Origin of the sequence: Streptomyces barringtoniae, assembly GCF_020819595.1 — a bacterium.
In the GTDB taxonomy this organism is placed as follows: domain Bacteria; phylum Actinomycetota; class Actinomycetes; order Streptomycetales; family Streptomycetaceae; genus Streptomyces; species Streptomyces barringtoniae.
Genome location: NZ_JAJHNP010000016.1, coordinates 18,693 through 44,624 on the forward strand (window position 1 = coordinate 18,693; position 25,932 = coordinate 44,624).

Genomic DNA, 25,932 nt, shown 5'->3' on the forward strand with positions numbered 1-25,932 from the left:
GGATGAGCACGGCGGCGCAACGCGACGGCCTGCCCAAGGAGCGCGACCGCGCCCCCAAGCAGGACCGCAGCCGGGCCACCCGGCAACGGCTCCTGGAGGCCGCCGTGGCCTGCCTGGCCGAACACGGCTGGGCGGGCTCCACCGTTGCCGTCGTCGCCGAACGCGCCGGAGTCTCCCGCGGCGCCGCCCAGCACCACTTCCCCACCCGCGAGGACCTGTTCACGGCCGCCGTCGAATACGTCGCCGAGGAGCGCTCCACCGCCCTCCGGGAACTCTTCCCGGCCGGCCCCGCCGACCGCCGCGCCGTCGTCGCCGCCCTCGTCGACCTCTACACCGGCCCCCTCTTCCGCGCCGCCCTGCACCTGTGGGTCGCCGCCTCCAACGAGGACCAGCTGGGCACCCGCGTGACCGAGCTGGAGGCCCGCGTCGGCCGCGAGACCCACCGCATCGCCGTCGACCTCCTCGGCGCCGACGAGGCCCGCCCCGGCGTCCGCGAGACCGTCCAGGGCCTGCTGGACATGGCCCGCGGCCTCGGTCTCGCCAACCTCCTCACCGACGACACCACCCGCCGCACACGCGTCGTCGCCCAGTGGGCCGACCTGCTCGACCAGGCCCTCGGCGAAGCCGGCGGACCGGACCCGCAGTGAAGCGGGCCACACCCGTATCCGGCACAGAGCGCTACCCTTGCCCCATGCTTCCGATGCTCGTCCGCCGCCGCCACGTGGACTACGTGCGCGTCACGAGCATGGGCTGTCGGCCTTCGGCCTGATTCAGCCTCTTTTCTTCCGCCTTCTTACGGCATCTTCTTACGGCACCCGGGGCGACGCCGCCCACACCCGCGGCGGCCTGCCCGTGGCCCACACAACCCTGTGGACGCACCCATGACGACGCACACCACGACGCACACTGCGATGCACACCACGACGGCGACCCCGTCGTACGACCAGCTCCCCATCATCGACCTGTCGGCCGCCGGCCAAGGCCCCCGGGCCCGCGCCCGGCTCCACGCCCAGCTGCACAGCGCCGCCCACGACGTCGGCTTCTTCCAGCTCGTCGGACACGGCGTGACCCGGGCCGAGACCGACGCGCTGCTCACCGCCATGCGCGCCTTCTTCGCCCTCCCCGAGGCCGACCGGCTCGCCCTGGACAACGTGAACTCCCCGCACTTCCGCGGCTACACCCGCACCGGCGACGAACGCACCGCCGGCGCCCGTGACTGGCGCGACCAGCTCGACATAGGCGCCGAACGCCCCGCCCGCGTCCCCGCCCCCGGCGAACCCCCGTACTGGTGGCTCCAGGGCCCCAACCAGTGGCCCACCGCCCTCCCCGAGCTGCGCACCGCCGCCCTGGCCTGGATCGACAAGCTGAGCTCGGTCGCGGACCGCCTCCTGCACGAACTCCTCGCCGCCATCGGCGCCCCCGCCGACTTCTACGACCCGGTCTTCGGCGACCGTGCCCACCCGCACCTCAAGCTCGTCCGCTACCCCGGCAGCGCGGGCGACGGCACCGACCAGGGCGTCGGCGCCCACAAGGACTACGGCTTCCTGACCCTGCTCCTGCAGGACACCGTCGGCGGCCTCCAGGTCCAGCGCGAGGACGGCCTCTTCCACGACGTCCCGCCCCTCGACGGCGCCTTCGTCGTCAACCTCGGTGAACTCCTGGAAGTCGCCACCAACGGCTATCTCCTCGCCACCAACCACCGCGTGGTCAGCCCGCCCGGAGCCACGGAACGCTTCTCGGTCCCGTTCTTCTACAACCCCCGCCTGGACGCCAAGGTCGAGCTCCTGCCGTTCCCGCACGCCTCCGAGGCCCCGGGCATCACCACCGACCCCTCCAACCCGCTGTACGCCGAGTACGGCTACAACGAACTCAAGGGCAAGCTGAGGGCACATCCGCTGGTGGCGGAGAAGCACCATGCGAGTCTGCTTGCGGCAGCATGAAAATCAGGGCCTCAAGGGCCCGATTTTCAAGGGGGCGGGGCCGTGCCGGCATGCGGCTCCGCCGCGCGGGCGCGACGGGCCACCACCGGCCCGCAGCGCCCGCCCTGCGTAGCGCCCCTCTCAGTGGGCGATATCCGCATAGCCCTCGATGTCCTGCGGACTGCGCGGCCCGGGGCCCACGTACCTCGCCGAAGGCCGCACCAGCCGCCCCGTCCGCTTCTGCTCCAGAATGTGCGCCGACCAGCCGGCAGTACGGGCGCACGTGAACATCGACGTGAACATGTGCGCCGGCACCTCCGCGAAGTCCAGCGTGATCGCGGCCCAGAACTCCACGTTGGTGGCCAGCACCCGATCCGGCCGACGGTTGTGAAGCTCCTCCAGCGCGGCCTTCTCCAACGCCTCGGCGACCTCGAACCGCGGCGCACCCAGCTCCCGCGCCGTACGCCGCAGCACCCGCGCCCGCGGGTCCTCGGCCCGGTACACCCGGTGCCCGAACCCCATCAGCCGCTCACCCCGGTCCAGGGCCTGCCGGACGTAGGCCTCCGCGTCCCCCGTCCGCTCGATCTCCTCGATCATCCCGAGCACACGCGAGGGCGCACCCCCGTGCAGCGGCCCGGACATCGCCCCGACCGCCCCCGACAGCGCGGCGGCGACATCGGCCCCGGTGGAGGCGATGACCCGCGCGGTGAAGGTCGAGGCATTCATCCCGTGCTCCGCCGCGGACGTCCAATAGGCATCCACAGCGGCGACGTGCTTGGGATCCGGCTCACCCCGCCAGCGGATCATGAACCGCTCCACGACCGACTTCGCCTTGTCGATCTCCCGCTGCGGCACCATCGGCAGCGTCTGCCCGCGCGCCGACTGGGCGACGTACGACAACGCCATCACGGCGGCCCGCGCCAGATCGTCCCGCGCCTGGCGCTCGTCGATGTCGAGCAGCGGTTTCAGCCCCCACGCCGGCGCCAGCATCGCGAGCGCGGACTGCACGTCGACGCGGATGTCACCGGAGTGCACCGGGATCGGGAACGGCTCGGCGGGCGGCAGCCCCGGATTGAACGCCCCGTCGACCAGCAGCCCCCACACATTCCCGAACGAGACATGACCGACCAGATCCTCGATGTCGACGCCCCGGTACCGCAGGGCGCCGCCCTCCTTGTCCGGCTCGGCGATCTCCGTCTCGAACGCTACGACTCCCTCGAGTCCGGGTACGAAATCGGACATCAGGCGGCTCCTCGTGATGTGATCGGCGGCGGTCACCCCGGTGATGCCCCGTTCAGCCGGTGGTCACCCAACCGCAAGGGGACCAGCACGATAACCCCCGGTGCCAGAGTTGGGGAGTCCGTACGACACTGAGTGCCAGTGGCGTTCGATACGGCAAGATGACCGCGTGACCGACCGCGACCCGCTCCTGGATCCCGCCCTCGACCCCGCCGCCATGCGCAAGCAGTACCGGGCCGAAGGTCTCGCCGAACAGGATCTCGCCACGCACCCCATGGACCAGTTCGCCCGCTGGTTCGAGGACGCCGCCCGGGCGGCGCTGCACGGCACCATCTACGAGCCCAACGCGATGGTCGTCTCCACGGCGGACGCGGCCGGGCGCACCAGCTCGCGCACGGTGCTGATGAAGCAGTTCGACACCGAGGGCTTCGTCTTCTACACCAACTACGACTCCCGCAAGGCCCACGACCTCGCGGAGAACCCGCACGTCTGCCTGCTCTTCCCCTGGCACCCGCTGGCCCGCCAGGTCATCGTCACCGGCACCGCCCACCGCACCGGCCGCGACGAGACCGCCGCCTACTTCCGCACCCGCCCGCACGGCTCCCAGCTCGGCGCCTGGGCCAGCGCCCAGTCCACGGTGATCGCCTCGCGCACCGAACTGGACACCGCCTACGCCGACCTTCAGGCCCGCTATCCCGAGGACGAACAGGTCCCGGTGCCACCGCACTGGGGCGGCTTCCGCATCACCCCGGAAACCATCGAGTTCTGGCAGGGCCGCGTGAACCGCCTCCACGACCGCCTGCGCTACGTCGCCCGGCCGGGCGGCACCTGGAAGGTCGAGCGCCTCGCCCCCTGAAGGCACGGGGCCCCTGAAGGCACGGAGCCCGTGAAGGCATGGGGCCCGTGAAGGCATGGGGCCCGCAAACGCAGACGACCCGCGGGCTGGGTTCCTCAAGAGGAGGAGCCGGCCGGACGTACCGGCAGCCCGCGGGTCGGGTGACTGCGTTGGATTGGGGCCGGCTGCGTGTTTCGCACACACGCTGGTCCGGCACCGCACTGGGTGTGGTGGCGGGCCGCTAGCCCGCAGCCACCTCGCGCGTCCGGGTTTCACTCATTTACCCGATCACCTCCTTTCCGCTTGAGGCACAGCCTAAGAAGCGGCCGGGGAGAGCTCAACTGTTTTTCGGAGATCCTCGGAGGCCTTCCGGCCGCGTCGGGTATCCGCGGCCGTCGCCCCGCTGGAGCAGCAGTGAACGGCCGTATTGACACCACACTGGTCCAGACCGCACGGTGATCCGCGACACAGACGCTGCGAAGGGGCACCGCATGAGCGACGGCACGCCTGCCGACCTGTTCTTCGACGCCGCGATCGGCCTGCTGCAACGGGTCCGTGAGGAGGAGGCCGAGCCGATCGCCGCGGCCGGCACCCTGCTCGCCGACACCGTCGCCGCCGGCGGCCGCCTGTTCGCCTTCGGCGCCGGGCACTCCTCCCTGGCCGCCCAGGACGTCGTCTACCGCGCCGGCGGACTCGCCCTGATGAACCTGCTCGCCGTCCCCGGCGTCGTCGGCGTCGACGTCGTCCCGGCCACCCTCGGCTCCGCCCTCGAACGCGTCGACGGCCTCGCGAGTGCCGTCCTCGGCACCTCACCGCTCCGCCCCGGCGACGCCCTCGTGATCATCTCCCTCTCCGGCCGCAACGCCCTCCCTGTGGAGATGGCCCAGCACGCCCGAGCCTTCGGCGTGAAGGTCATCGGCGTCACCTCGGTCGCGTACGCCGCGCAGACCACCTCCCGGCACGCCTCCGGCACCTTCCTGAAGGACCACTGCGACATCGTGCTGGACTCCAAGATCGCCGTCGGTGACGCGGAGCTGACCCTGGACACCATCCCGGCGCCCTTCGCCCCCGCCTCCACGGTCGTCACCACCGCGCTGATGCAGGCGGTCATGGCGACCACCGCCGCCACCCTCGCCGACCGCGGCATCGAACCCCCGCTCCTGCGCTCGGGCAACGTCGACGGCGGCCACGAGTGGAACGGCCGTGTGATGCGGGAGTACGGCGACCGGATCTTCTACCGGCACTGAGACCGCGCGGGAGCCCCGGAGGCCTACTTCTTTGCCACCGCGTCCGCCAGGTCAAGCGCCGCCGCGATGCGGACCGCCACGTCCTCCGCATAGGCCGTGTCGGACCGCTCGAAGCGGCTGCGGCCGGAGCCGCGCAGGAAGGTCACCACGCCCAGCGTCCGCCCCCGGCTGCGCAGCACCGCGCACAGGGCGTGCACCGCGTCGCCGGGCCACTGCCGGGACAGCGCCCACTCCTGCGCCCGCTGCGCCGGGACCGACCCGGCGTCCGCGCGCACGACCCCGCACCGCTCCACGCACTGCAGCGCCGGATGGCCCGGCTCGTAGCGCACGGGCAGCCCGGCCGCGCCGGTGAGCAGGCTCGGTCCCGGCGCTCCGGCGGGCGTCGCGGCGAGGCGTACCAGCCGTACGGCCGCCTCCCCGCCCTCCGTACGCGGGGAAGGCACCGCCCGGTCGATCAACGCGTGGTCGGCGAAGCCGGCGAGGGCGAAGTCCAGGTGGACGGTGGCCGCCTCGGCCGGGTCCTCGCACTCGGCGGCGGCACGCGCGGCGCGGTGCAGCTGGTTGGTGCGGAAGCGCAGCAGGGCCGCCTCCTGTTCGCCCTGCCTGGCCTCGGTGACGTCCTGGAACAGCCAGCCGACGCCGAGCGGCACCGGTTCCTCCGCGAGCGGCGAGGCCAGCCGCACGAACCCGCTCCGCCAGCAGCGCCGCTTCTCGCCCTCCCGGGTGCGCACGCTCACCCACATCTCGGCGGGCGCGGGCGGCGCGCCCTCGGCCAGCACATGGGTGAGCGCGGCCTCCAGCTCCTCCACGCCCTGCGCGAGCAGTTCGCCGAGCGGTCGGCCGAGCGCGGAGGTGCGTCCGATGCCGAGCGCACGGGCCGCGTGCGCGTTGACGACGGCGGGCCGCAGATCGGCGTCGATGAGTACGACCCCCCAGGCGGCGTCCTCGAACAGTGCCTCACTCAGCGCGATCGACCGCTCCAGATCGATCTGCGCGTGGACCTCGCTGAACGCGCAGTACACCCCGGCGGGCTCTCCGTCGGGCCCGCGCACGGCGGCCGACTGGGTCCGTACGAGCACCCGTCCGCCGTCCTTCGTGACGAGCGCGAACTCGTGCACCTGCCGCCCGGGGGCGTGCATCGCCGACATCAGCCGGGCCTGCACCTCCTCGGCGTCGGCACTGCGCACCGCCCATCCGGCGAACCCCTGCCGCCCGACCGCCTCGGCGGCCGTCCAGCCGAGGATCCGCTCGGCCTCCCGGTTCCAGTGCGTGACGACCCCGTCGGCGTCGAATGCGCACAGTGCCGCGTCCATGCCGTCGAGCAGCGCGGCGAGCAGATCGGATCCCCCTGACTCACCGGGCTCGTCCGGCCCCAGCTCATCGGTGGTCCCACTCCGCCGGGAAGCACTCACCTGGACCCCCTGGAGGCTGCGTCGGCGCACATGCGGCGCACGGTTCGCTCAGTGCCCTTCATTCAACTGGAACGTGACCCAGCACACATCCTGTTCCCGCAAGATTGGTCCCACAAGATTGGACGCACCGGCCACCCACCCACCCGCACCCGTCAACGCCCGGAGCCCCACGGCTGCCCCCGTTTCCCGCGCGGCCCCCGCTTGTCAGTCCGATCCGGCAGAATTGGTGACAGGGCCAGCGCACGCGCCGGGGTGCCGGCAGAGGTAATCGAGGGGCACGTATGTCCGGACTGATCGACACCACGGAGATGTATCTCCGCACCATCCTCGAGCTCGAAGAGGAAGGCGTCGTGCCCATGCGCGCCCGCATCGCGGAGCGGCTCGACCAGAGCGGGCCGACGGTGAGCCAGACGGTGGCGCGCATGGAGCGCGACGGGCTCGTCTCCGTCGCCAGCGACCGGCATCTGGAGCTGACCGACGAGGGGCGCAGGCTCGCCACGCGCGTGATGCGCAAGCACCGGCTGGCCGAGTGTCTCCTCGTCGACGTGATCGGCCTGGAGTGGGAGCAGGTGCACGCGGAGGCCTGCCGCTGGGAGCACGTGATGAGCGAGGCGGTGGAGCGGCGCGTGCTGGAGCTGCTGCGGCACCCGACCGAGTCGCCGTACGGCAACCCGATCCCGGGCCTGGAGGAGCTGGGCGAGAAGGACGGCGCCGACCCGTTCCTGGACGAGGGCATGGTCTCGCTGGCGGACCTGGACGCGGGCACGGACGGCAAGACGGTCGTCGTCCGCCGTATCGGCGAGCCGATCCAGACGGACGCGCAGCTGATGTACACGCTGCGGCGCGCGGGTGTGCAGCCCGGTTCCGTGGTGAGCGTGACCGAGTCGGCCGGCGGCGTGCTGGTGGGCAGCGGCGGCGAGGCGGCCGAGCTGGAGGCGGACGTCGCCTCGCATGTGTTCGTCGCCAAGCGCTGAACAGGAGAGGGCCCCGGCGCCTTGTGGCGCCGGGGCCTGTCCTCCCCTGTGCTGACCCGGAGCCCCGAGCTCTCAGGGTCATCCCCCTCGGACCGTTTTTCCCCGAGCGGTCCGCCTCCCGCCAGAAGAGATCCCCTCGATGGCGGCGATCATTCCTTGAGGGGTGTCACTCGAATGAGGGGTGTTGTCCGCAGAGACGGATTTTTCGAATGGGCATTCGATAGTCTGCGGCGGCAGGACGAACACGACGACAAGCACGACGACAGCACGACAGCGACAGCAGCGAGTACGAGCGAGTACGGCAGTACACCGGTACGAGGCAGGCGGAGCTGGGGGGTGCCAGACCCATGGCACGGCGTATCGACGTGACGGGAGCGGGTGGCGTGCGCCTGGCCGCCTGGGAGTTCGCCGACCCTCCCAAGACGGGACTCGACCCGTCGGAAGACCATACGGACGATCAGGTGGACGGCCGGCCGGACCCGGCGTCCGGCGCTCCGGGCGTGCTGTTACTTCACGGCCTGATGGGCCGTGCCTCCCACTGGGCCTCCACCGCCCGCTGGCTCGCCGCACGCCACCGCGCCGTGGCCCTCGACCAGCGCGGACACGGCCAGAGCGAGAAGCCCCCACGGGCCGCCTACACCCGCGAGGCCTATGTCGAGGACGCCGAGGCCGCCCTGGAACAGCTCGGCCTCGCCCCCGCGATCCTGATCGGCCATGCCATGGGCGCGCTGACCGCCTGGCAGCTCGCCGCCAAGCGCCCCGAACTGGTCGGTGGTCTGATCATCTGCGACATGCGGGCCTCCGCCCTGGGGGCCGCCTCGCAGCGGGAGTGGGCGGAGTGGTTCAGGGCCTGGCCCGTTCCCTTCGCCACGCTGGCGGACGTACGCAAGTGGTTCGGCGAGGACGATCCGTGGGTGGAGCGGCCGAATCCGGCCCGCGGGGAGTTCTACGCCGAGGTGATGCAGGAGGCCGCCGACGGCTGGCGGCCGGTGTTCGAGCCGGAGCAGATGCTCAGGTCCCGGGAGACCTGGGTGTACGACGCGCACTGGGAGGAACTGGCCCAGGTGCGGTGCCCGACGCTGGTGGTGCGTGGGGTGGACGGGGAGCTGGGGCGGGCGGAGGCGCAGGAGATGGTGCGGGTGCTGCCGGCCGGGGAGTACGCGGAGGTTTCCGACGCCGGGCACCTTGCTCACTACGACATGCCGGGGGCTTGGCGGGGGGCCGTCTCGCCGTTTCTCGATCGGGTGCTCGGGGATTGAGGGCCCCTGGAACGGCCTACCCCTTGCTGACCGCCGTGAGGATCTCCGGCAGCCGTGCCGCCGTTCTCGGAGCGGCCAGACGGAGGCCCGCAAACGTGAGCCCCGCCCCGTACGCCGTCCCGACCGGCAGCAGCAGCCACCTCCAGTCCGCCCCGCCCGTGCTCACGTGGAGCCAGATGGTGAGGGCGATGACGGGGGAGCAGAGCAGGGCCGCCGAGACCATGCCGCCGAAGATCGAGATCCAGGCGAGGCCCGCCTGGCCGGGGACGACGTTCTTGTGGCCCTCCTGGGGGATGGAGTAGGGGAAGCGGGCCGAGGTCCAGGCGCCGGTCGCGAGCATCGCCCCGAGCAGGGCGAAGGACAGCCCCAGCACCTCCGGCAGCCGGGTCCAGGCGCCGAGCAGGGCCGTCGTCGTCACCGTCACGAGCGCGGCGTAGGGGAGGGTGATCAGCAGCAGGGCCAGGGCGCGGCCGCGCAGTTCCTCGTACGCGTCCCGGGGGGAGGAGACGGTCATGGCCACCATCCAGAACGCGGAGGTGTCCTGCCCGAACTGGTTGTACATCTGGATGCCGAGCATCCCGGCGGCGAAGCACGCGAAGTAGACCGACCCGGTGCCCTGCACCGCGTTGAACACCGGCACGATCAGCCCGATCGCCAGCGAGGTCACCCAGGCGGCCTTGGTCTTCGGATCCCGCCAGATGTAGCGCAGGCTGCGTTCCATGACCGTGCCCGTGCGGCCCTGCGGCAGCAGGCGGCCGAGTCCGGTGGTCGAGCGGCCGTGGTCGCCGGCGTCGGCCGGCTGCAGCGTGGAGGCGTCGGGCGCGGTCATCAGCCGGGTCAGGCTCCGCGCCCACACGGCGATCAGAGCCGCCAGCCCGGCCGCCGTGACGGCGAGTTGGGCGGCCGCGATGCCGTACGAGCCCTGGCTCGCCGCGTGCACCGCCGCCACCGCCGAGGCCGGCGGCACCCAGGAAAGGACGTCCGCGGCGGGCTGCAACTGGCCGAGGCCGGCCGAACCCAGCTGCCGTGCCCCGAAGTTGACGAGCTGTGCCCCGACGGCGATCACCAGACCGCTCAGCACGGCCAGATCGCGGCCCTTCCTGCTGGTCAGCAGCTGTACGTTGGCCGTGGCGACGGCCCGGGCCAGGGCCACGCAGACGAGCAGGGCGAGGGCTACGGCGACGACGGTGACGACGTAACCGGCCGCGCCCTGGGCCAGCGACAGCGTGCAGCCCGCCAGCACCAGCAGGGTGAACAGCGGGCCGATGCCGACCAGGGAGGCCGTGAGCAGCGCCCGGACCAGCGGCCGGGGGCGCAGCGGGAGCATCACCAGCCGGGTCGGGTCCAGTGTCTCGTCGCCGGTCGGGAAGAACAGCGGCAGCACCGCCCAGCCCAGTGCCAGCACGGCCGTGCCCGGGACGGCGACGGCGTCGGCGTGCGCGTGTCCGTGCAGTGCGAGCAGGCCCAGCAGTTGCAGCAGGGCGAACAGGACGGCGACGACCGCGGAGACGACGAACGCGGCCCGCCGGCCCCCGGACTGCCGCAGTCCGCCCCGCAGCAGCGACAGTTTCAGCCGTACGACGGTGGAGGTGAGGTTCGTCATCGGGCCGCCCCGCCGCCCAGCCAGTCCAGGTCGGACCCGGTGTCCCGGCCGCTCGCCCCGACCAGTTCCAGGAACGCCCCCTGGAGGGTGGGATGGGCGCCGCGCACATCTGCCAGCGGGCCGGTCGCGCGGATGCGTCCGGCGGCCATCACGGCGACCCAGTCGCACAGCGACTCGACCAGCTCCATCACGTGGGAGGAGAAGACGACGGTGGCGCCGGAGGCGGTGTACCGCTCGAGGACGCCGCGGATGTTCTGCGCGGACACCGGGTCGACGCCCTCGAAGGGTTCGTCCAGGAAGAGCACCTCGGGGTTGTGCAGCAGCGCGGCGGCGAGCCCGATCTTCTTGCGCATGCCGGTCGAGTAGTCGACGACGAGCTTGTGCTGGGCGCCGGCCAGGTCGAGGACGTCCAGCAGCTGAGTGGCCCGCTTGTCGACCTCGGTCCCCGGCAGTCCGCGCAGCCGCCCCGAGTACCCGAGCAGCTCCCGCCCCGACAGCCGCTCGAACAGCCGCAGCCCTTCGGGAAGGACGCCGATCCTCGCTTTGACGGCCACGGGATCCCGCCACACGTCATGACCGACGACCTCGACGGTCCCGCCGTCCGGCCGCAGCAGTCCGGTCACCATGGAGAGGGTGGTGGTCTTCCCGGCCCCGTTGGGCCCGACCAGCCCGATGAACTTCCCGGCGGGCAGATCCAGGTCGATCCCCCCGACGGCAACCTGCTGCCCGAACTGCTTCCAGAGCCCCCGCACCCGCACTGCAACCTCGGTCATGCATGAAGGTTACGGCCAGTGCGGAGCCCCGAAGGGCGCGGGGCCGTGAACGCCTACCGGTCCCGCCCGCACGCGTAGGCGAGCGGCGAGATCAACTCCTCCGCGTCCGGCAACCAGCGATTGGCAGGAGTCGGCCGGCAGGCCCACTGCACGGCACCACGAGACCCGAACCGAGTGGGGGGAGCGGCCACATACGCCCCCTCGCCCAGCGCCATCAGGTCGAGGGACGACAACGTCCACCCAAGCTTGCGCACCAGGTCCGGCACCTTCGCGGCACCCCCCGGCAGCACGAAGAACTGCATGTGCCGGTCGGGAGACAAGGTGACGGGGCCCAGCATCAGCTCCATCCGCTCCATACGGGCCAGAGCCAGGAACCCCGCGCTCTCCGGAACGGACAACGCGTCGAACGTCCGCCCCGTCGGCAGCAGAATCGAAGCCGTCGGCTGCTTCTGCCACATCCGGCGCGCCACGGTCGCGCTGCCGGTCGCCAGGGTCGCCCAGTCGGGGCGCGCGGGGTGCGCACCCGGCGCAGGGCAGGAGGCGTCGGCGCAGGAGCAGCGCTGCACTCCGTCGACGGCTTCCAGCCAGGTGCCCGGGAACACGTCCCAGTGCCGCTCCTCGGCGTAGCGTACGGCGGTCTCCAGCAGCGATTCCCCGCGTTGCTGCGGAATCTGACCGGCAATCTGAGTGTTCTGGGCGCCCGCGATCGTCTCTTCCACGCTCCTCTCAACTCCCGCGCCCACCTGGAGTTACGGCCATGGCGTGCGCGGGGGAGGAGCATCGATTCGGCAATCGGGGCGCATGGATGCACGGGTGGGGGCGCGCGGGGGGATCCGGGGCGTGGGCTGGGTAGCCAGGGGTGGGGTTGGCATCCGTCGTTACCCCGGCAAACGGCACATGTCGCGCATTGACGGTATGTCAGCTGGGCAGTGATCTTCCCGGAACGGTTACGCCCAGGGGACCGCAACGCAGGGGGTAGCACATGGCCGCAAGGCCTCTCGTGGCGAGGCAGCCGAACGAACGGCTGCAGGCACTCATCCAGGAAGCGGGGTGTTCGAACGCCGGGCTGGCCCGGCGGGTCAACATGTGCGGCGCCGAGCACGGCCTCGACCTGCGCTACGACAAGACGTCCGTGGCCCGATGGCTGCGCGGACAGCAGCCCCGGGGCCGCGCCCCGGCGATCATCGCGGAGGCGCTCGGACGCAAGCTCGGCCGTACGGTCACGATCGACGAGATCGGCATGGCCAACGGCAAGAACCTCGCCTCGGGGGTCGGTCTCCAGTTCTCGCCGACGGTACTGGGGGCCATCGAGCAGGTCTGCGAGCTGTGGCGCAGCGACGTGGGGCGCCGGGACTTCCTGTCCGGCTCCTCCGTCGCGGCCTCCGCGCTGGTCGAGCCCAGCCGGGACTGGCTGATCTCGGCGCCGGACGCCCAGGTGGCCCGGCAGGCCGGCCCGCGCGTGGGGCAGGCCGACGTGGCGGCCGTACGGTCCATGACGCAGGCGCTGACCGACCTGGACCACCAGTTCGGCAGCGGGCATGTGCGCCCGGTCGTCGTGCACTACCTCAACAGCGTCGTCTCCGGGCTGCTCGCCGGGTCCTACCGGGAGACGGTCGGCCGGGAACTCTTCGCGGCGGTCGCCCGGTTGACCGAACTGGCCGGGTACATGGCCGTCGACACCGGGCAACCGGGGCTGGCCCAGCGGTACTACATCCAGTCGCTGCGGCTCGCACAGGCCGCCGGGGACCGCGGGTACGGCGGTTACGTCCTGGCCGCGTCCATGAGCCACCTCGCCGCCCAGCTCGGAAACCCGCGCGAGATCGCCCAGTTGGCCCGGGCGGCGCAGGAGGGGGCGCGCGGGCAGGTGACCCCGCGCGTGGAGGCGATGTTCCAGGCGGCCGAGGCGCGCGGGCACGCCCTGCTCGGCGACGCCCGCTCGGCGCAGGCGTCCATCGGGCGGGCGGTGACGGCGATGGAGCAGGCGGACGGCTCGTCCGGTGACGACCCGGTGTGGATCCGGCACTTCGACGAGGCGTACCTCGCCGACGAGTTGGCGCACTGCCACCGCGATCTCGGGCAGAGCGAGCAGGCGGCCCGGTACGCCGAGCAGTCGCTGGCCGGGCACCCCGAGACCCGGGCCCGGCGGCGCGCCATCGGCTATGTGCTGCTCGCCACGGCCCAGGTGCAGCAGCGAGAGGTCGAACAGGCCTGCAGCACCGGCCTGAAGGCGGTGGAGCTGCTGGAGACGCTCCGCTCCAACCGGGGCGCCGAGTATCTGGAGGATCTCCAGCAGCGCCTGGAACCCTTCCGGGAGGAGGCGGTGGTACGGGAGTTCGGGGCGCGCCTCGATCTCCAGCAGGCCGCGTGAACTTCGGCCCCGCGGTCGTGTGAACGCACGGCGAACGGCACCCGGATGCGTGCGGGTGCCGGGGCCGGCGTACTGCGGGGCAGTCGTGTTACCGCCGTCACAGGTAAGAAGATCGCGACCTGAGCTGCATGGCACCCGGCTCGGGGGACCCGGTAGCGTGAGCCCGATTCACAAGGTCCCCCATTAGTAGGAGTCCCGGTGACGCAGAGTGGACAGGGCGAGGAGCCCTCGGCGCGGCCCGCGCGCGAAGGCATCGTGCTGCCCTCCGACGGAGGCGAGCCCTTGCTGCCGGGCATGACCGGCGCGCCCGCCCCCGCGGCCCCGGCAGGCGGGCAGGCCTGGGGCGGCTCCTGGGGGCCCGAGCAGCAGGCGCCCCAGCCGGGCCAGGGCTGGCCCCCGGCGGCGGCCCAGCAGTGGCACACGCCGGACGCCCCGGCCCAGCAGCCGTCCGCCGCGAACCCCGGCGCGCTGCCCCCGGAAGGCGCCCCGTCGTACGGCCACACGCCGTCGTACGACCACCCCGGCGCGCAGGGCGGTGGCTACGGCGCCGGTCAGCAGCCCGGGTACGGCGCGGCACCCGAGCCGTACCACCAGCAGCCGCAGCAGCCCGTGCCGATGCCCCACCAGCAGCCCTACCCGCAGCAGCCCGCCGGTGCCGCGCCGCTTCCGCCGGCCGTGCCGGACGCCTACGCGGCCGCCGGTGCCCCGCTGCCCGCGGCGGACGACGGCGCGACGCAGTACATACCGCCCGTGCAGGCGGCGGCACCCGCCGAGGGTGCCACGCAGTACCTGCCGCCGGTGCCGGCCGCCCCCGCCGACGAGGGCGCGACCCAGTACATCCCGCCGGTGACGCCCGGGGCGCTGCCGCCCGAGTCGAGCGGCGAGGAGACGCGCTACCTCGGCCACGCCCGGCAGGCGCCCGCCCCGGCTTCGCCCGACGCGGAGGCCACCCAGTACATCCCGCCGTACGCCGCGCAGGCACAGGCGCAGGGCGGCGCGGAGCGGCAGCCGCCGGCCGAGTTCGACAGCCTCTTCCGCGGCGGCCCGGCGGGCGGTGACGGCCCGGCCGGGGCCACCCAGCAGCTGCCGCGCGTCCAGCAGCCGGACGCCCACCCCGGCCCGGCGTCCTACGGCGCCACGCAGCCCTCCTACGGCGCCCAGCAGCCGTCGTACGCCCCCGCGCACGACGACGACCGGCCGCGCGGCCGGTCCCGCGTGCCGCTGATCGCCGCGATCGGTGTCGGCATCGTCGTCATCGGTGTGGGCGCCGGCGCCCTGCTCAGCGGCGGCGGCAAGGACCAGGGCGCCGACGGCAAGACGGTCGCGGCCACCTCCCCGGCTCCGTCCGGATCGGCGGCCGCCGATCCGGCCCGGCAGCAGGCGGTCGAGCTGGACAAGCTGCTCGCCGACAGCGGCAGCAGCCGCGCCTCGGTGATCAAGGCCGTGGCCAACGTCAAGAACTGCGACAACCTCGACGGGGCCGCCACCGACCTGCGCAACGCGGCCGGACAGCGCACCCAGCTGGTCACCCGGCTCGGCAAGCTGTCCGTGGACAAGCTGCCGGCCAACGGGGCGCTCACCGCGGCGCTGACCCAGGCCTGGCAGGCGTCCGCCGCGGCCGACAACCACTACGCGGCCTGGGCCGGCCAGGCCAAGAACCACAAGGTCTGCCGCAAGGGCCACGCCCGCGTCACGGGCGAGACCCAGGCCGGCAACCGGGCGAGCGGCACCGCCAGTGCGCAGAAGGTGAAGGCGGCGGCGCTGTGGAACGCGATCGCGCAGAAGTACGGCCTGACCCAGCGCCAGCCCACCCAGCTGTGAGGGACGCGCCGACGGGCGTCACTGCACGTCGGCGTTCTCCAGCGTCCGCGTCATGTCGGTGGTGCCGTCGAACCCGCCGACGCCCTTGCGGGCGGCGACCAGCTTGCCGTCCTGGACCACCTGCAGGGTGACGTCGGCGTTGACCATCCGCGGGAAGCCGACCGAGGCGAGCGGGCTGGAGTAGGACCACCGCAGGGGCGGGGTGAGACCGCCGGTGGAGACCTCCATGCCGTCGTCGAGGGTGCGGCGCACGGAGTCGGCGCTCACCTCGCCGTCGCCGATCTTGTCCAGGACGGCCTTCAGCACGGTGTAGGCGATCCAGGTGGTCTGCACTCCGGCGTCCGCGGGGTCGATGCGGGTGTCGCCGAAGGCCTCCTCGTTGATCACCTTCTTCATCGGGTCCCACCGCGAGTCCGACGCCGGCGGATACCAGCCGGTGATGTACGCCCCCTCGTACGCCCCGCCGGTGGCGTTGATCACGGTCTGGTCGACGCTGCCGAGCACGGTCGCGAGCCGTACCGGGGGGAAGCTCCCGCGGTCCCGTCGGAAGGAGTCCAGGAAGGTGTCGGTGCGGTCCCCGAGCGCGGGGACCACGCAGCCCTTGCGGGCGGGGTCCTTGGAGGCGTACCGCAGCGCCTGGTCGGCCTGGTCGCCGTACTCGGTGGCGTCCTCCGCGGCGAGCTGGTCGCCCGCCTTGCTGTGCCGGCCCGCCCGCAGACCGGAGTCGAGCAGCACCGGCAGCTCGTCGCCGGCGATGCTGTCGGGGCGGACCAGCGCGATGTTGCCGCAGGCGGCCGCGAGGGCCTTGCCGAGACCGGCGAGCAGGGCGGGCTGGCCGCCGTTGACCGGGTAGGACATCTGGCCGGTGAACTCGTCGTTGGTGACGCCGTAGCCGCCTATGTAGGGGATGCCGGCGCCTTCCAGCGGGGCGGAGTAGGAGTCGGTGAACTGGCTGTAGGAGCCGACGACCGCGACCACGTCCTCGTCGGCCGCGTACCGGGCGCACTTCGCGGCGCCCACGCTGTCGTTGTGGTCGTTGCAGGTCAGGACCTTCAGCTTGCGGCCGTTGATGCCGCCGTGCGCGTTGATCCACTTGGCGTAGGCGAGGGCCATCGCGGGCATGCCCGGCTTGTTGGTGGCGTCGGTGTCCTGCGGCGCCCAGGTCATGACCTTGATCGGGTCATCCCCGGAGCCCCCCGTGGCACCGGGGATGACCCCGCATCCGGTGGTGAGCGACGCACAGAGGGCCACGGCACCCACGGTCAGCGCGGTGGCTCTGCCGGGGCGGAAGGACGAATGGAGGAAAGTACTAAAAGTGCGTCGCCTGCCGGTCATGTGCACACACGATTCCCTCACACGACGAACCGGCGAGTGACCCTGAGTCAACGAGGGGTGACATCGAGGTGAATTAGAGGGGCCGGTGAGGCCGGTGTGACGGGGAACGTACGATCGATGACCGTGCAAGGTTCGGAGAACTCTTCCCGTCGTGGCCGTCGCTCCTCCACCATGGGCGGCATGCCCCTAAGCGACATGCCGTGGTGGCGCTGGCGCAGCAATGTGCGCTCGGCGCTGCACATGCTCTCCGACCAGGCGTTCCAGCGGGACGTCTGGCTGGCCGGCGTGGACGGTTACGGCGACGTCACGGACGCCGTCTACCGGCTGGTGGAGGACACCTGGCTGGACAACTGGTCCGCGGAGAAGTACGTCGGCACGATATTCCGGGACTCGCAGGAGGCGGCGCTCGTGGACACCGCCGTGCTGCGGGTGCTGCGGATCATGCACCAGGTCGGCCCGGACGCGCCGGTCGCCGCCTATGTCGACCACCAGGGGTGGCCGGAGGCGGTGCGGGCGGCACGGGACGCGCACGTCCGGATGGCGGCGAGTGACGGGGAGGACCCGGACACGCCGCCGAAGAGCCTGGAAGTGCTGCGGATCCTGACCCGGACCGCGTAGACGTCCCGCACTGCGGGACAAACGCCCACGGCGCGCGGCCGACGTGAGAACCTGTAGTGCATGAATCAGCAGTCCGCGCCCGCCGCCGCCCCGGCCGACCAGTACGTCCTCACCCTCTCCTGCCCGGACAAGAAGGGCATCGTGCACGCCGTGTCGAGCTACCTCTTCATGACCGGCTGCAACATCGAGGACAGCCAGCAGTTCGGCGACCACGACACGGGTCTGTTCTTCATGCGCGTCCACTTCTCGGCCGACGCGCCGGTGACGGTGGAGAAGCTGCGGGCGAGCTTCGCGGCGGTCGGTGACTCCTTCCACATGGACTGGCAGATCAACCGGGCCGACGAGAAGATGCGGATCCTGCTCATGGTCAGCAAGTTCGGGCACTGCCTGAACGACCTGCTCTTCCGGGCCCGGATCGGGGCGCTGCCGGTGGAGATCGTGGGCGTGGTCTCGAACCACACCGACTTCGAGGAGCTGGTCGGCTCCTACAACATCCCCTTCCACCACATTCCGGTGACGAAGGACTCGAAGTCGCAGGCCGAGGCGAAGCTGCTGGAGATCGTGCGCGAGGAGGACGTCGAACTGGTCGTCCTCGCCCGCTACATGCAGGTCATTTCGGACGACCTGTGCAAGCAGCTCAGCGGCCGGATCATCAACATCCACCACTCCTTCCTGCCGAGCTTCAAGGGCGCCAAGCCGTATCACCAGGCGCACGCGCGGGGTGTGAAGCTGATCGGGGCGACGGCGCACTATGTCACCGCCGACCTGGACGAGGGCCCGATCATCGAGCAGGAGGTCGAGCGGGTCGGTCACGGTGTGACGCCGGATCAGCTCGTTGCCGTGGGCCGCGATGTGGAGTGCCAGGCGCTGGCGCGGGCGGTGAAGTGGCATGCGGAGCGGAGAATTCTGCTCAACGGGCGCCGTACGGTGGTGTTCGCCTAGGAGCTCGGGGGCCTTGCGGCGTTCGGTGGCTGCGCGACAGGCTACAACGCACCCGCAGCCGCCCACGCAACCGCGACCCACCCCTACAGCCGGCTCAACCCCGCCGTCGCGAACAGCACGTCCCTGATCGCCTCCCGGTCGCCGACCTGCCCCACCGTCGCCTCCGCCGGAGGAATGCGGCCGGCGGCCAGGCGACAGAACTCCACGCCGTCCAGCGCCACGTGGGCCACCTCGAGGTCCGCCGAGCCCACCGCCGCCGGTGAGTCCAGCGGGATCAGCCACTCGCCGCCCGCCGCGCCCTCGATCTCCAGCCGCAGGCTGCGGCCGGGCTCGCCGGCGAGGCCGAGGTGGCGGCCGCGGGCGGGGGAGGCCAGGCCGGTCTGCCGGCGCCGGGTCAGCGCGGTGGGGAGCATCCGGGCCGCGAGGTCGATCATCCTGTTCAGATGGCGCGGCGCGGGCGGCTGGTACGGGTAGTCCACCGCCTCGGCGATGTCCTCGGCGTGCACCCAGCACTCGAAGGCCCGGTCCAGCATCGCGTCGTGCAGCGGCAGCTCGAAATCGCCGTACGACACCGCCAGCCCGCCCGCGTGCCCGCCGGTGAAGGCCACCGTCCGCACCAGGCCGTGGCTCTGCTCCCGCCAGGGCCCCCGCACCGAGCGGGTCGGCGGGAAGTGGGAGTTCCGCCAGAACGCCTCGGTTCGCCCCTCCGGGCCCACCGCCTGCTGCCCGGCTGCGCCGGCGACCTCGGCCAGCGGGTCCTCCAGGCCGAGCCCGAGGGCGATCAGCCCGTCCACGGACAGCAGGTGCGCGATCACCCCGGCCACGGTCGTACGACGGCTCTGCGCCGCGTCGGCCTCGAACCACCGCAGCCGCACCGGCGCGTGCCACTCCGCGTCCCCGAAGTCCTGCAGCAGGGCGTCCAGGCGAGCGGTCTCGGCGTCGTACGGCGCCGCCCACTCGGGGACCGGGATGCGCGGCGGGCGGCGTTCCAGGCAGCTCGCCAGGACGCGGGCCCGCAGTCCGGGGTCCAGGTCGAGGCTCTCGGGCTGGTGCAGCAGGCCGACCGCCTCGCGCAGCCGGCGGGCCTCGTCGGCGCAGCTTCCGCAGGAGCCCAGGTGGTCCTCGACGGCGGCGGTCTCCGCCGCCGAGCAGGCGGCCAGCGCCCAGGCGCCGAGGAGCGATTTCAGGACGTCGTGCGGCAGGTCGAGCGGCACGGGTGCGAGGTCCCCCGGATCGGCGAGGTCGGGCAGCGCGCGCCCGCCGTCCTCGACGGAGGCGCGGGGCGTGGGTATGCGCGCCGGGCGGTCCGGCTCGGGCCCGCCGGCCTGGCGCGGGTCCTGCCCCGAGCCGCCGCCGGCGCCCTTGCCGGTGTGGCCGTTCTCACCCCGGTCGCCGCCGTCCTCGTACGGCGGCCCCGCGCGCTGCTCCTCGTCTCCGGGCCCCTCGTGCTCGTCGGCCGCCCCGAACCCTTCCGCTCCGCTCACACCGCACCCCCGGCTCCCGGTGGTGTCCCGGCGTCATGGGCGGTGGAGAGCAGTTGCAGGCCGAGGCGGAGCCGGCGGCGGGCCTCGTCCTCGGTGACGCCGAGGTCGACGGCGGTCTGGCGGTAGTCGCGGCGCTGGAAGTAGGCCAGGTCGAGGGCGGCGCGCAGCGGGGCGGGCATGGAGTGGACGATGTAGTCGGCGCGGGCGGCGACCGAGGCACGGCGCACCCTGCGCTCCAGTTCGGCCAGGGAGCCGCCGCTGCCCTGCGGCAGTGCGGCTGCCTCGCTGTCGCGCAGCCGCTGCACGGCGAGCCGGTGGGTGACCCCGGCCACCCAGGTGCGCAGCGGGCCCTTCTTGGGGTCGTAGGTCTCGGGGTGTTCCCAGAGGTGGGCGAAGACCTCGCGGGTGAGGGTGTCGGCGGCCTTCTCGTCGCCGAGGACGCGGTGGGCGAGGCCGTGTACGAGCGAGGCGAAGCGGTCGTACAGCTCGCCCAGGGCGGCCGCCTCACCTCGGGCGAGCCGCTGCTGCATCTTGCGGTCCCAGCGGGGTGGTACGTCCTTCGTGGCCATGCGGTCCCCTCCCCTCACCCGTGTCCGGCCCGTCCAGCCTGTCTGCACCGTCTTCCCGAATGTAGTCGGCACGTCTGACGGTGCACGCCCCTTTGTGTCAACGCGCGCCCCCGGAAGGACTGCAGGTGATAGTGCCCTCTTCACATAACCCTCACACAAGGCGTGTGCATCTCTGATCGAACAGGATCGATAGTGACCGAAACAAGCCCCTTGTCGATCACGTCTAGTTTGTGGCTCCACGTTTCAGGGAACGGCCGCTGGGCAGCCGCGCGGAAGGCAAGCGTAGGAACTGCTTCCGTTTCCGGGCGGTTCCGGGAGTTCCGGCGAGCGGAGGGGCAGGGACGTGGCATTCAAGGTGACCGGCGCCGAACAGGGCGATTGGTCCGTGCTCCGGGTGTCCGGGGAACTGGACCTGATGACCTCGCCGATATTGCGTCAACGTGTGCACGACGTCGTCGCCGAGGGCCACCACAGCCTCGTCGTGGACCTCTCCGACGTGTTCTTCTGCGACTCCAGCGGGGTCGGCGTCCTCGTCGCCGCCCGCAGACTGATCCGCTCCTGTCAGGGCCGGCTCCGGCTCATCCTGCCCGACCGGGGCGCCGACGACGGCTCGCACGTCAACCGGGTCCTCGGCGCGCTCGGCGTGCGCCGGCTCTTCGACGTCCGCCCCGACCTCGAGACCGCGACGACGGACGAGGCGGGCCCGCTCTCGGCCTGACGTCCCGCCCGTGCCGCCCCTTCGCTGCGACATGGCCACACTGTTGTCGCAGAATTCCCCCGGTCTTGGCACAACCACCGGATTTCCGCCATCCGACGGCCACCCGCGTCGTACGCTCCGTGCCAGGTCACCATCGCACCCGTAGGACGACTCGAACGACGCATACGTAAGGCGGCCCGAAAGACATGGTCAGCACCGACTACGAGCGCAGGATCGCAGCCCGGTTCGCCACCTTCGACCAGGACGGCAACGGCTGGATCGACCGCGAGGACTTCAGCGCGGCGGCCAAGGCGCTCCTCGCCGAGTTCGCCGTGCCCGCACGCTCCGACAAGGGGCAGGCGCTGTACGCCGGCGCGGAGGCGTTCTGGCAGGGCATGGCCGGCATCGCCGACCGGGACGGCGACCAGCGCATCACCCGCGAGGAGTTCGTCACCGGCGCGGTCAAGCGCCTGCGCGACAACCCCGAACGCTTCGCCGAGATCGCCCGCCCCTTCCTGCACGCGGCGCTGGCGGTGGCCGACACGGACGCCGACGGCCGCCTCACGGTCGCCGACACCACCCGCGTCCTGCGCGTCCTCCATGTCCCGGCCGAGCTCGCCGACACCGTCGCCCACGCCCTCGACACCGACTCCGACGGCACCATCGCCGAACCGGACATCGTCCCGGCGTTCGCCCGGTACTTCACGGTCGCGGAGTGACGCGCGCACCGGGCGGTGCCCGGCCGTCACCGTCCCGGTCGTGATCAGCCGGACAGTGACGCCGGCCGGCCGGTGAACCGCTCCCGCAGCTTGTACTTCAGCACCTTCCGCAGGGTGTCGTTGCGAGGCAGCGCCTCCACGACCTCCAGCCGCTCCGGCAGCTTGTGCACGGACAGGCCCGAGGAGCGCAGGTAGGAGACGACCTCCGGCAAGGTCAACTCGGCTGCGCCCGGCGGCTGTTCGACGACCGCGCAGACCAGCTCGCCCCGTTCCGTGTCCGGCAGGCCGATCACCGCCGCGTCCGCCACCGAGGGGTGTGCGGCGAGGAGGTCCTCGATCTCCCTGGCCGAGATGTTCTCGCCCTTGCGGATGATCACGTCCTTCAGGCGGCCGGTGAGGACGAGATGGCCGGAGTCGGTGACATGGCCCAGGTCGCCGGTGCGCAGGAAGCCGTCGGGGTCGAAGGCGGCGGCCGTCTGGGCGGGGTCCAGATAGCCCTGGCAGACGGCCTCGCCGCGCAGCCGTATCTCGCCGTCGACGACCCGGATCTCCATGCCGGCCGGCGGACGGCCCTCGGTCGCGGCCAGGTTCTGCGGGGTGTCCCCGGGGTCGCCCATGGTGATCATCGGGACCTCGGTCATGCCGTAGCCGTGGGTGAGCTGGACGCCCATCTCGCGGACCACGGCGTGGTACAGCTCGGGGGGCCTGGGCGCGCCGCCGCCCGCGAGCAGGCGCAGGGTCGGGATCAGCTTCTCGTCCGGCTGCCTGCGCTGCTCGGCGAGGAAGAGGGAGTAGAAGGCCGTGGAGCCGCCGGCCACCGTCACCTTGTGCCGCCGGTACTCCGCCAGCGCCTCCGGCAGCGCGAAGTGCTCGAACATCACCGCCGGAAAGCCGTACAGCAGCAGCATCACCAGGTAGTCGGGGCCACCTATGTGGGCGTACGGGAAGGCGATCGAACCGACGTCGTCCGGCGTCAGGCGCAGGGCGTGGGCGAGGCAGGAGCCGCCGGCGATCAGGGAGCGGTCGGTGTGCAGCACGCCCTTGGGGTCGGAGGTGGTGCCGGAGGTCCAGTAGATCCAGCGGACCGAGGTGCCCTCGGCGGGCGGGGCGGGGAGCGCCGCCGGGTCGCCCTCGGGGAGGGCGTCGTACGCCTCGAAGACCCCCTTCGCGCCGAGCCGCCGCGCCATCTCCGTGTGGTCGTGGCCCCGCCACACACCAGGGACCGCGAAGAACTCCGCCTTCGACTCGCGCAGCGCGAAGCCGACCTCCCGGTCCCGGTAGAAGGGGATCACCGGGGACTGTACGGCGCCCAGGCGGGCCAGGGCGAAGGACAGTACGGCGGTCTCGACACGGGTGGGCAGCTGCCAGGCGACCACCGTGCCGGGCCGCACGCCCATGTCGTACAGGCCCGCCGCCACCCGCTCGGCACGCGCGCGCAGTCCGCCGAAGGTCAGCCGGCTCTTGCCCTGGAGGAGGGCGGGGCGGTCGGGGGTGAGATCGGCACGGCGGGCGACCAGGTCCCACAGCGTGCGGGAGGAACTCAGGGAGTGCGGGGTGTCGTTCACGTTGGCCCCCTCCTTGGCTGACGGCTCGTCAGGTAGCATGCTATCTGACGGACCATCAGATAAGTACCGTCCGGCGGAGGGGACCCATGACCGAACTGCCCCGCATCATCAGCGTCGACGACCATGTGATCGAGCCCGCCCACCTCTTCGAGACCTGGCTGCCGGCCAGGTACCGCGAGCGTGGGCCCAAGCCGCTGACCGCCGGGATCGGGGAACTGGCCTATGTCGGAGGCAAGTACCAGATCACCATGGACCCGGCCGGCCAGCCGACCGACTGGTGGATCTACGAGGACCTGAAGTTCCCGTACAAGCGCAACATCGCCGCCGTCGGCTTCGACCGGGACGAGATGACCCTGGAGGGGATCACCCGGGAGCAGATGCGCCCCGGGTGCTGGGACCCTGCCGAACGCCTGAAGGACATGGACCTCAACCACGTCGAGGCCAGCCTCTGCTTCCCGACCTTCCCCCGCTTCTGCGGGCAGACCTTCGCCGAGGCCCACGACAAGGAGGTCGCCCTCGCCTGCGTGCGCGCCTACAACGACTGGATGGTGGAGGAGTGGTGCGGGGACAGCGGGGGCCGGCTGATCCCGCTGTGCCTGATCCCGCTGTGGGACGTCGAACTGGCCGTCGCCGAGATCCGGCGCAACGCCGGGCGCGGGGTGCGGGCGGTGACCTTCTCCGAGATCCCCACCCACCTCGGGCTGCCCTCCATCCACTGCGGCTACTGGGACCCGTTCTTCGCCGTCTGCCAGGAGACGGGGACGGTCGTCAACATGCACATCGGCAGCAGCTCCCAGATGCCTGCCGCATCCCCCGACGCCCCGCCCGCCGTCCAGGCCTCGCTGAGCTTCAACAACGCGATGGCCTCGATGATGGACTACCTCTTCAGCGGGGTCCTGGTGAAGTTCCCGCAGCTCAAACTCGCCTACTCCGAGGGACAGATGGGCTGGATCCCGTACGCCCTGGAGCGTGCCGACGACGTGTGGGAGGAGCACCGCGCCTGGGGCGGGGTCCGGGACCTGATCCCCGAGCCGCCGTCGACGTACTACTACCGGCAGATCTTCTGCTGCTTCTTCCGCGACAAGCACGGCGTCGCCTCGCTGGACGTGGTGGGCAGGGACAACGCCACCTTCGAGACCGACTACCCCCACGTCGACTCGACCTTCCCGCACACCAAGGAGGTCGCCCTCGACCATGTGAAGGGCCTGGACGACGAGACCGTCCACAAGCTGATGCGGGGCAACGCCATCCGCATGCTGGACCTGGACTTCGACAAGTAATGGACCTGTCGTACACGCCCGAGGAGGAGGACTTCCGCGCCCGGCTGCGCGAGTGGCTCGCCAAGGTGCTGCCGACGCTGCCGCCGAAGCCGTCCCCGGACGACTGGCCCGCGCGCAGGGCGTACGACCTGGGCTGGCAGCGGACGTTGTACGAGGCCGGGTACGCCGACGTCCACTGGGACGCCTCGCCGACACTCCGGCTGATCTTCCTGGAGGAAACGGAGAGGGCGGGCGCGCCCTATGTGGGGGCGAACTTCGTCGGCCTGCTGCACGCCGGACCGACCATCGCCGCCGAGGGCACCCCCGCACAGCGGGCGCGCTGGCTCCCGCCGGTCCTGCGGGGTGAGGAGGTGTGGTGCCAGGGGTTCAGCGAGCCGGACGCGGGATCGGACCTGGCGTCGCTGCGCACGCGCGCGTGGCGCGACGGCGACGACTACGTGGTCACCGGGTCCAAGATCTGGACCTCCCACGCCGAGGTCGCCGACTGGTGCGAACTGCTGGTCCGCACCGACCCCGACGCGCCGAAGCACCGGGGCATCACCTGGCTCGCGATGCCCATGGACGCCACCGGCATCACCGTACGGCCCCTGCGTACGCTCGCGGGGTCGGCGGAGTTCGCGGAAGTGTTCCTGGACGAGGTACGGGTGCCGGTGGCGAACCGGGTCGGCGCGGAGAACGACGGCTGGCGCGTGACCATGGTGACCCTGTCCTTCGAGCGCGGCACGGCGTTCGTCGGCGAGGTGGTGGCCTGCCGCCGGGTCCTGGCCGAGCTCGCGGTCGAGGCCCGGCGGAACGGCCGCTGGGACGACCCGGTCCTACGGCGCCGGCTCGGCCGCCTGGAGGCGGAGTTCCGGGCGCTGTGGCGGCTGACCCAGTGGAACGTGAGCGGGGCGGAGGCGAGCGGCGGGGTGCCGGGCGTCGGCGGCTCGGTCTTCAAGCTCCGCTACTCGCACGCCCGCCAGGAGCTGTACGACACCGCCGCCGAGGTCCTGGGCTCCGACTGCCTCGACATGAACCGGCCCTGGGTCCTGGACCGCCTGTCCTCCCTCTCCTACACCATCGCCGCCGGCACCTCACAGATCCAGCGCAACATCGTGGCCGAACGGCTCCTGGACCTGCCGAAGGGGAGGTGAACGCGCGCTTGGCGGTGGGGCGGGGGCCGGGGGTTCGCCGCCGGTGGCGGGCGGGGGCGGTGTGGCGAGGGCACGGCGGGGTGGTTCGGGGGCTGCCGGAGAGGGGGCGGTGTGGTCGGGTGCCGTCGGGTGCGGTGCCG

At 72.2% G+C, this 25,932-nt stretch carries 23 protein-coding genes; 14 read left to right on the plus strand and 9 right to left on the minus strand.

Features of this window, described 5'->3' with window-relative positions; translation table 11 throughout:
- Positions 1 to 2 precede the first annotated feature (2 nt).
- Entirely contained in the window at positions 3 to 647 is a 645-nt protein-coding gene (locus tag LMU33_RS26675) for a TetR/AcrR family transcriptional regulator (RefSeq protein WP_228623144.1), read from the plus strand.
- A 234-nt stretch (positions 648 to 881) separates the two neighbouring features.
- On the plus strand, positions 882 to 1,940 hold the full coding sequence (locus tag LMU33_RS26680; protein WP_372478059.1) for an isopenicillin N synthase family dioxygenase: 1,059 nt from the start codon (positions 882 to 884) through the stop codon (positions 1,938 to 1,940).
- A gap of 120 nt (positions 1,941 to 2,060) precedes the next feature.
- On the opposite strand, the gene LMU33_RS26685 is transcribed toward LMU33_RS26680, so the two are convergent.
- Complete coding sequence (locus LMU33_RS26685; protein ID WP_228623145.1) at positions 2,061 to 3,161, minus strand: citrate synthase 2; 1,101 nt, start codon at positions 3,159 to 3,161, stop codon at positions 2,061 to 2,063.
- A gap of 166 nt (positions 3,162 to 3,327) precedes the next feature.
- On the opposite strand from LMU33_RS26685, the gene pdxH reads away from it, so the two are divergent.
- Both pdxH and LMU33_RS26695 read left to right on the plus strand, forming a co-directional pair.
- The gene (pdxH, locus tag LMU33_RS26690; RefSeq protein ID WP_228623146.1) at positions 3,328 to 4,014 is read left to right on the plus strand and encodes a pyridoxamine 5'-phosphate oxidase; all 687 of its coding nucleotides are present in this window, start codon (positions 3,328 to 3,330) and stop codon (positions 4,012 to 4,014) included.
- 470 nt (positions 4,015 to 4,484) lie between these two features.
- Positions 4,485 to 5,240 carry an SIS domain-containing protein gene (locus LMU33_RS26695; RefSeq protein WP_228623147.1) on the plus strand — a complete coding sequence of 252 codons (756 nt, stop codon included), beginning with the start codon at positions 4,485 to 4,487 and terminating at the stop codon, positions 5,238 to 5,240.
- 23 nt (positions 5,241 to 5,263) lie between these two features.
- On the opposite strand, the gene LMU33_RS26700 is transcribed toward LMU33_RS26695, so the two are convergent.
- Positions 5,264 to 6,652 carry a PAS domain-containing protein gene (locus LMU33_RS26700; protein ID WP_228623148.1) on the minus strand — a complete coding sequence of 463 codons (1,389 nt, stop codon included), beginning with the start codon at positions 6,650 to 6,652 and terminating at the stop codon, positions 5,264 to 5,266.
- A 281-nt stretch (positions 6,653 to 6,933) separates the two neighbouring features.
- On the opposite strand from LMU33_RS26700, the gene LMU33_RS26705 reads away from it, so the two are divergent.
- Positions 6,934 to 7,626, plus strand: coding sequence for an iron-dependent transcriptional repressor DtxR (locus LMU33_RS26705; RefSeq protein ID WP_020940714.1), 693 nt, complete (start codon positions 6,934 to 6,936; stop codon positions 7,624 to 7,626).
- Positions 7,627 to 7,973: 347 nt separating this feature from the next.
- Complete coding sequence (locus tag LMU33_RS26710; RefSeq protein ID WP_228623149.1) at positions 7,974 to 8,885, plus strand: alpha/beta fold hydrolase; 912 nt, start codon at positions 7,974 to 7,976, stop codon at positions 8,883 to 8,885.
- 16 nt (positions 8,886 to 8,901) lie between these two features.
- Here LMU33_RS26710 and LMU33_RS26715 read toward each other — a convergent pair whose 3' ends face one another.
- The 3 genes from LMU33_RS26715 to LMU33_RS26725 are packed head-to-tail and all read right to left on the minus strand — an operon-like array spanning position 8,902 to position 11,980.
- Positions 8,902 to 10,488: a transporter gene (locus LMU33_RS26715; protein ID WP_228623150.1), complete on the minus strand. Its 1,587-nt coding sequence runs from the start codon at positions 10,486 to 10,488 to the stop codon at positions 8,902 to 8,904.
- Positions 10,485 to 11,261 carry an ABC transporter ATP-binding protein gene (locus LMU33_RS26720; protein ID WP_228623151.1) on the minus strand — a complete coding sequence of 259 codons (777 nt, stop codon included), beginning with the start codon at positions 11,259 to 11,261 and terminating at the stop codon, positions 10,485 to 10,487. Before LMU33_RS26720 ends, LMU33_RS26715 begins: the two co-directional genes overlap by 4 nt.
- 53 nt (positions 11,262 to 11,314) lie before the next feature.
- Positions 11,315 to 11,980: a bifunctional DNA primase/polymerase gene (locus LMU33_RS26725; RefSeq protein WP_228623152.1), complete on the minus strand. Its 666-nt coding sequence runs from the start codon at positions 11,978 to 11,980 to the stop codon at positions 11,315 to 11,317.
- Between the two features lie 263 nt (positions 11,981 to 12,243).
- Here LMU33_RS26725 and LMU33_RS26730 point away from each other — a divergent pair, with 263 nt between their 5' ends.
- Positions 12,244 to 13,629, plus strand: coding sequence for an NsdA family TPR-like regulatory protein (locus LMU33_RS26730; RefSeq protein ID WP_228623153.1), 1,386 nt, complete (start codon positions 12,244 to 12,246; stop codon positions 13,627 to 13,629).
- A gap of 198 nt (positions 13,630 to 13,827) precedes the next feature.
- Positions 13,828 to 15,450 (plus strand): hypothetical protein, encoded by a 1,623-nt coding sequence (locus LMU33_RS26735; protein WP_228623154.1) that lies wholly within the window; start codon positions 13,828 to 13,830, stop codon positions 15,448 to 15,450.
- A gap of 18 nt (positions 15,451 to 15,468) precedes the next feature.
- Here the strand turns inward: LMU33_RS26735 and LMU33_RS26740 are convergent, their stop codons facing one another.
- Positions 15,469 to 16,785 carry an ABC transporter substrate-binding protein gene (locus tag LMU33_RS26740; RefSeq protein WP_228623299.1) on the minus strand — a complete coding sequence of 439 codons (1,317 nt, stop codon included), beginning with the start codon at positions 16,783 to 16,785 and terminating at the stop codon, positions 15,469 to 15,471.
- Positions 16,786 to 16,902: 117 nt separating this feature from the next.
- Between LMU33_RS26740 and LMU33_RS26745 the strand changes: the two genes are divergently transcribed.
- Both LMU33_RS26745 and purU read left to right on the plus strand, forming a co-directional pair.
- Positions 16,903 to 17,403, plus strand: coding sequence for an SCO4402 family protein (locus tag LMU33_RS26745; RefSeq protein ID WP_228623155.1), 501 nt, complete (start codon positions 16,903 to 16,905; stop codon positions 17,401 to 17,403).
- A gap of 60 nt (positions 17,404 to 17,463) precedes the next feature.
- Positions 17,464 to 18,345: a formyltetrahydrofolate deformylase gene (gene purU, locus LMU33_RS26750; protein WP_228623156.1), complete on the plus strand. Its 882-nt coding sequence runs from the start codon at positions 17,464 to 17,466 to the stop codon at positions 18,343 to 18,345.
- Positions 18,346 to 18,428: 83 nt separating this feature from the next.
- On the opposite strand, the gene LMU33_RS26755 is transcribed toward purU, so the two are convergent.
- The gene (locus tag LMU33_RS26755) at positions 18,429 to 19,829 is read right to left on the minus strand and encodes a zf-HC2 domain-containing protein (RefSeq protein WP_228623157.1); all 1,401 of its coding nucleotides are present in this window, start codon (positions 19,827 to 19,829) and stop codon (positions 18,429 to 18,431) included.
- Positions 19,826 to 20,398: a sigma-70 family RNA polymerase sigma factor gene (locus tag LMU33_RS26760; protein WP_228623158.1), complete on the minus strand. Its 573-nt coding sequence runs from the start codon at positions 20,396 to 20,398 to the stop codon at positions 19,826 to 19,828. The genes LMU33_RS26755 and LMU33_RS26760 overlap by 4 nt, the downstream gene beginning before the upstream one ends.
- A 343-nt stretch (positions 20,399 to 20,741) precedes the next feature.
- Between LMU33_RS26760 and LMU33_RS26765 the strand changes: the two genes are divergently transcribed.
- The gene (locus LMU33_RS26765; RefSeq protein ID WP_228623159.1) at positions 20,742 to 21,116 is read left to right on the plus strand and encodes an STAS domain-containing protein; all 375 of its coding nucleotides are present in this window, start codon (positions 20,742 to 20,744) and stop codon (positions 21,114 to 21,116) included.
- A 185-nt stretch (positions 21,117 to 21,301) separates the two neighbouring features.
- Positions 21,302 to 21,814 carry an EF-hand domain-containing protein gene (locus LMU33_RS26770; RefSeq protein WP_228623160.1) on the plus strand — a complete coding sequence of 171 codons (513 nt, stop codon included), beginning with the start codon at positions 21,302 to 21,304 and terminating at the stop codon, positions 21,812 to 21,814.
- A 44-nt stretch (positions 21,815 to 21,858) separates the two neighbouring features.
- Here the strand turns inward: LMU33_RS26770 and LMU33_RS26775 are convergent, their stop codons facing one another.
- A complete protein-coding gene (locus LMU33_RS26775; RefSeq protein ID WP_228623161.1) occupies positions 21,859 to 23,379 on the minus strand; it encodes a class I adenylate-forming enzyme family protein in 1,521 nt (506 codons plus the stop codon).
- Between the two features lie 86 nt (positions 23,380 to 23,465).
- On the opposite strand from LMU33_RS26775, the gene LMU33_RS26780 reads away from it, so the two are divergent.
- Together LMU33_RS26780 and LMU33_RS26785 are read left to right on the plus strand one after the other, a co-directional pair.
- Complete coding sequence (locus LMU33_RS26780) at positions 23,466 to 24,659, plus strand: amidohydrolase family protein (protein ID WP_228623162.1); 1,194 nt, start codon at positions 23,466 to 23,468, stop codon at positions 24,657 to 24,659.
- Entirely contained in the window at positions 24,659 to 25,792 is a 1,134-nt protein-coding gene (locus tag LMU33_RS26785) for an acyl-CoA dehydrogenase family protein (protein ID WP_228623163.1), read from the plus strand. The genes LMU33_RS26780 and LMU33_RS26785 overlap by 1 nt, the downstream gene beginning before the upstream one ends.
- Positions 25,793 to 25,932 lie beyond the last annotated feature (140 nt).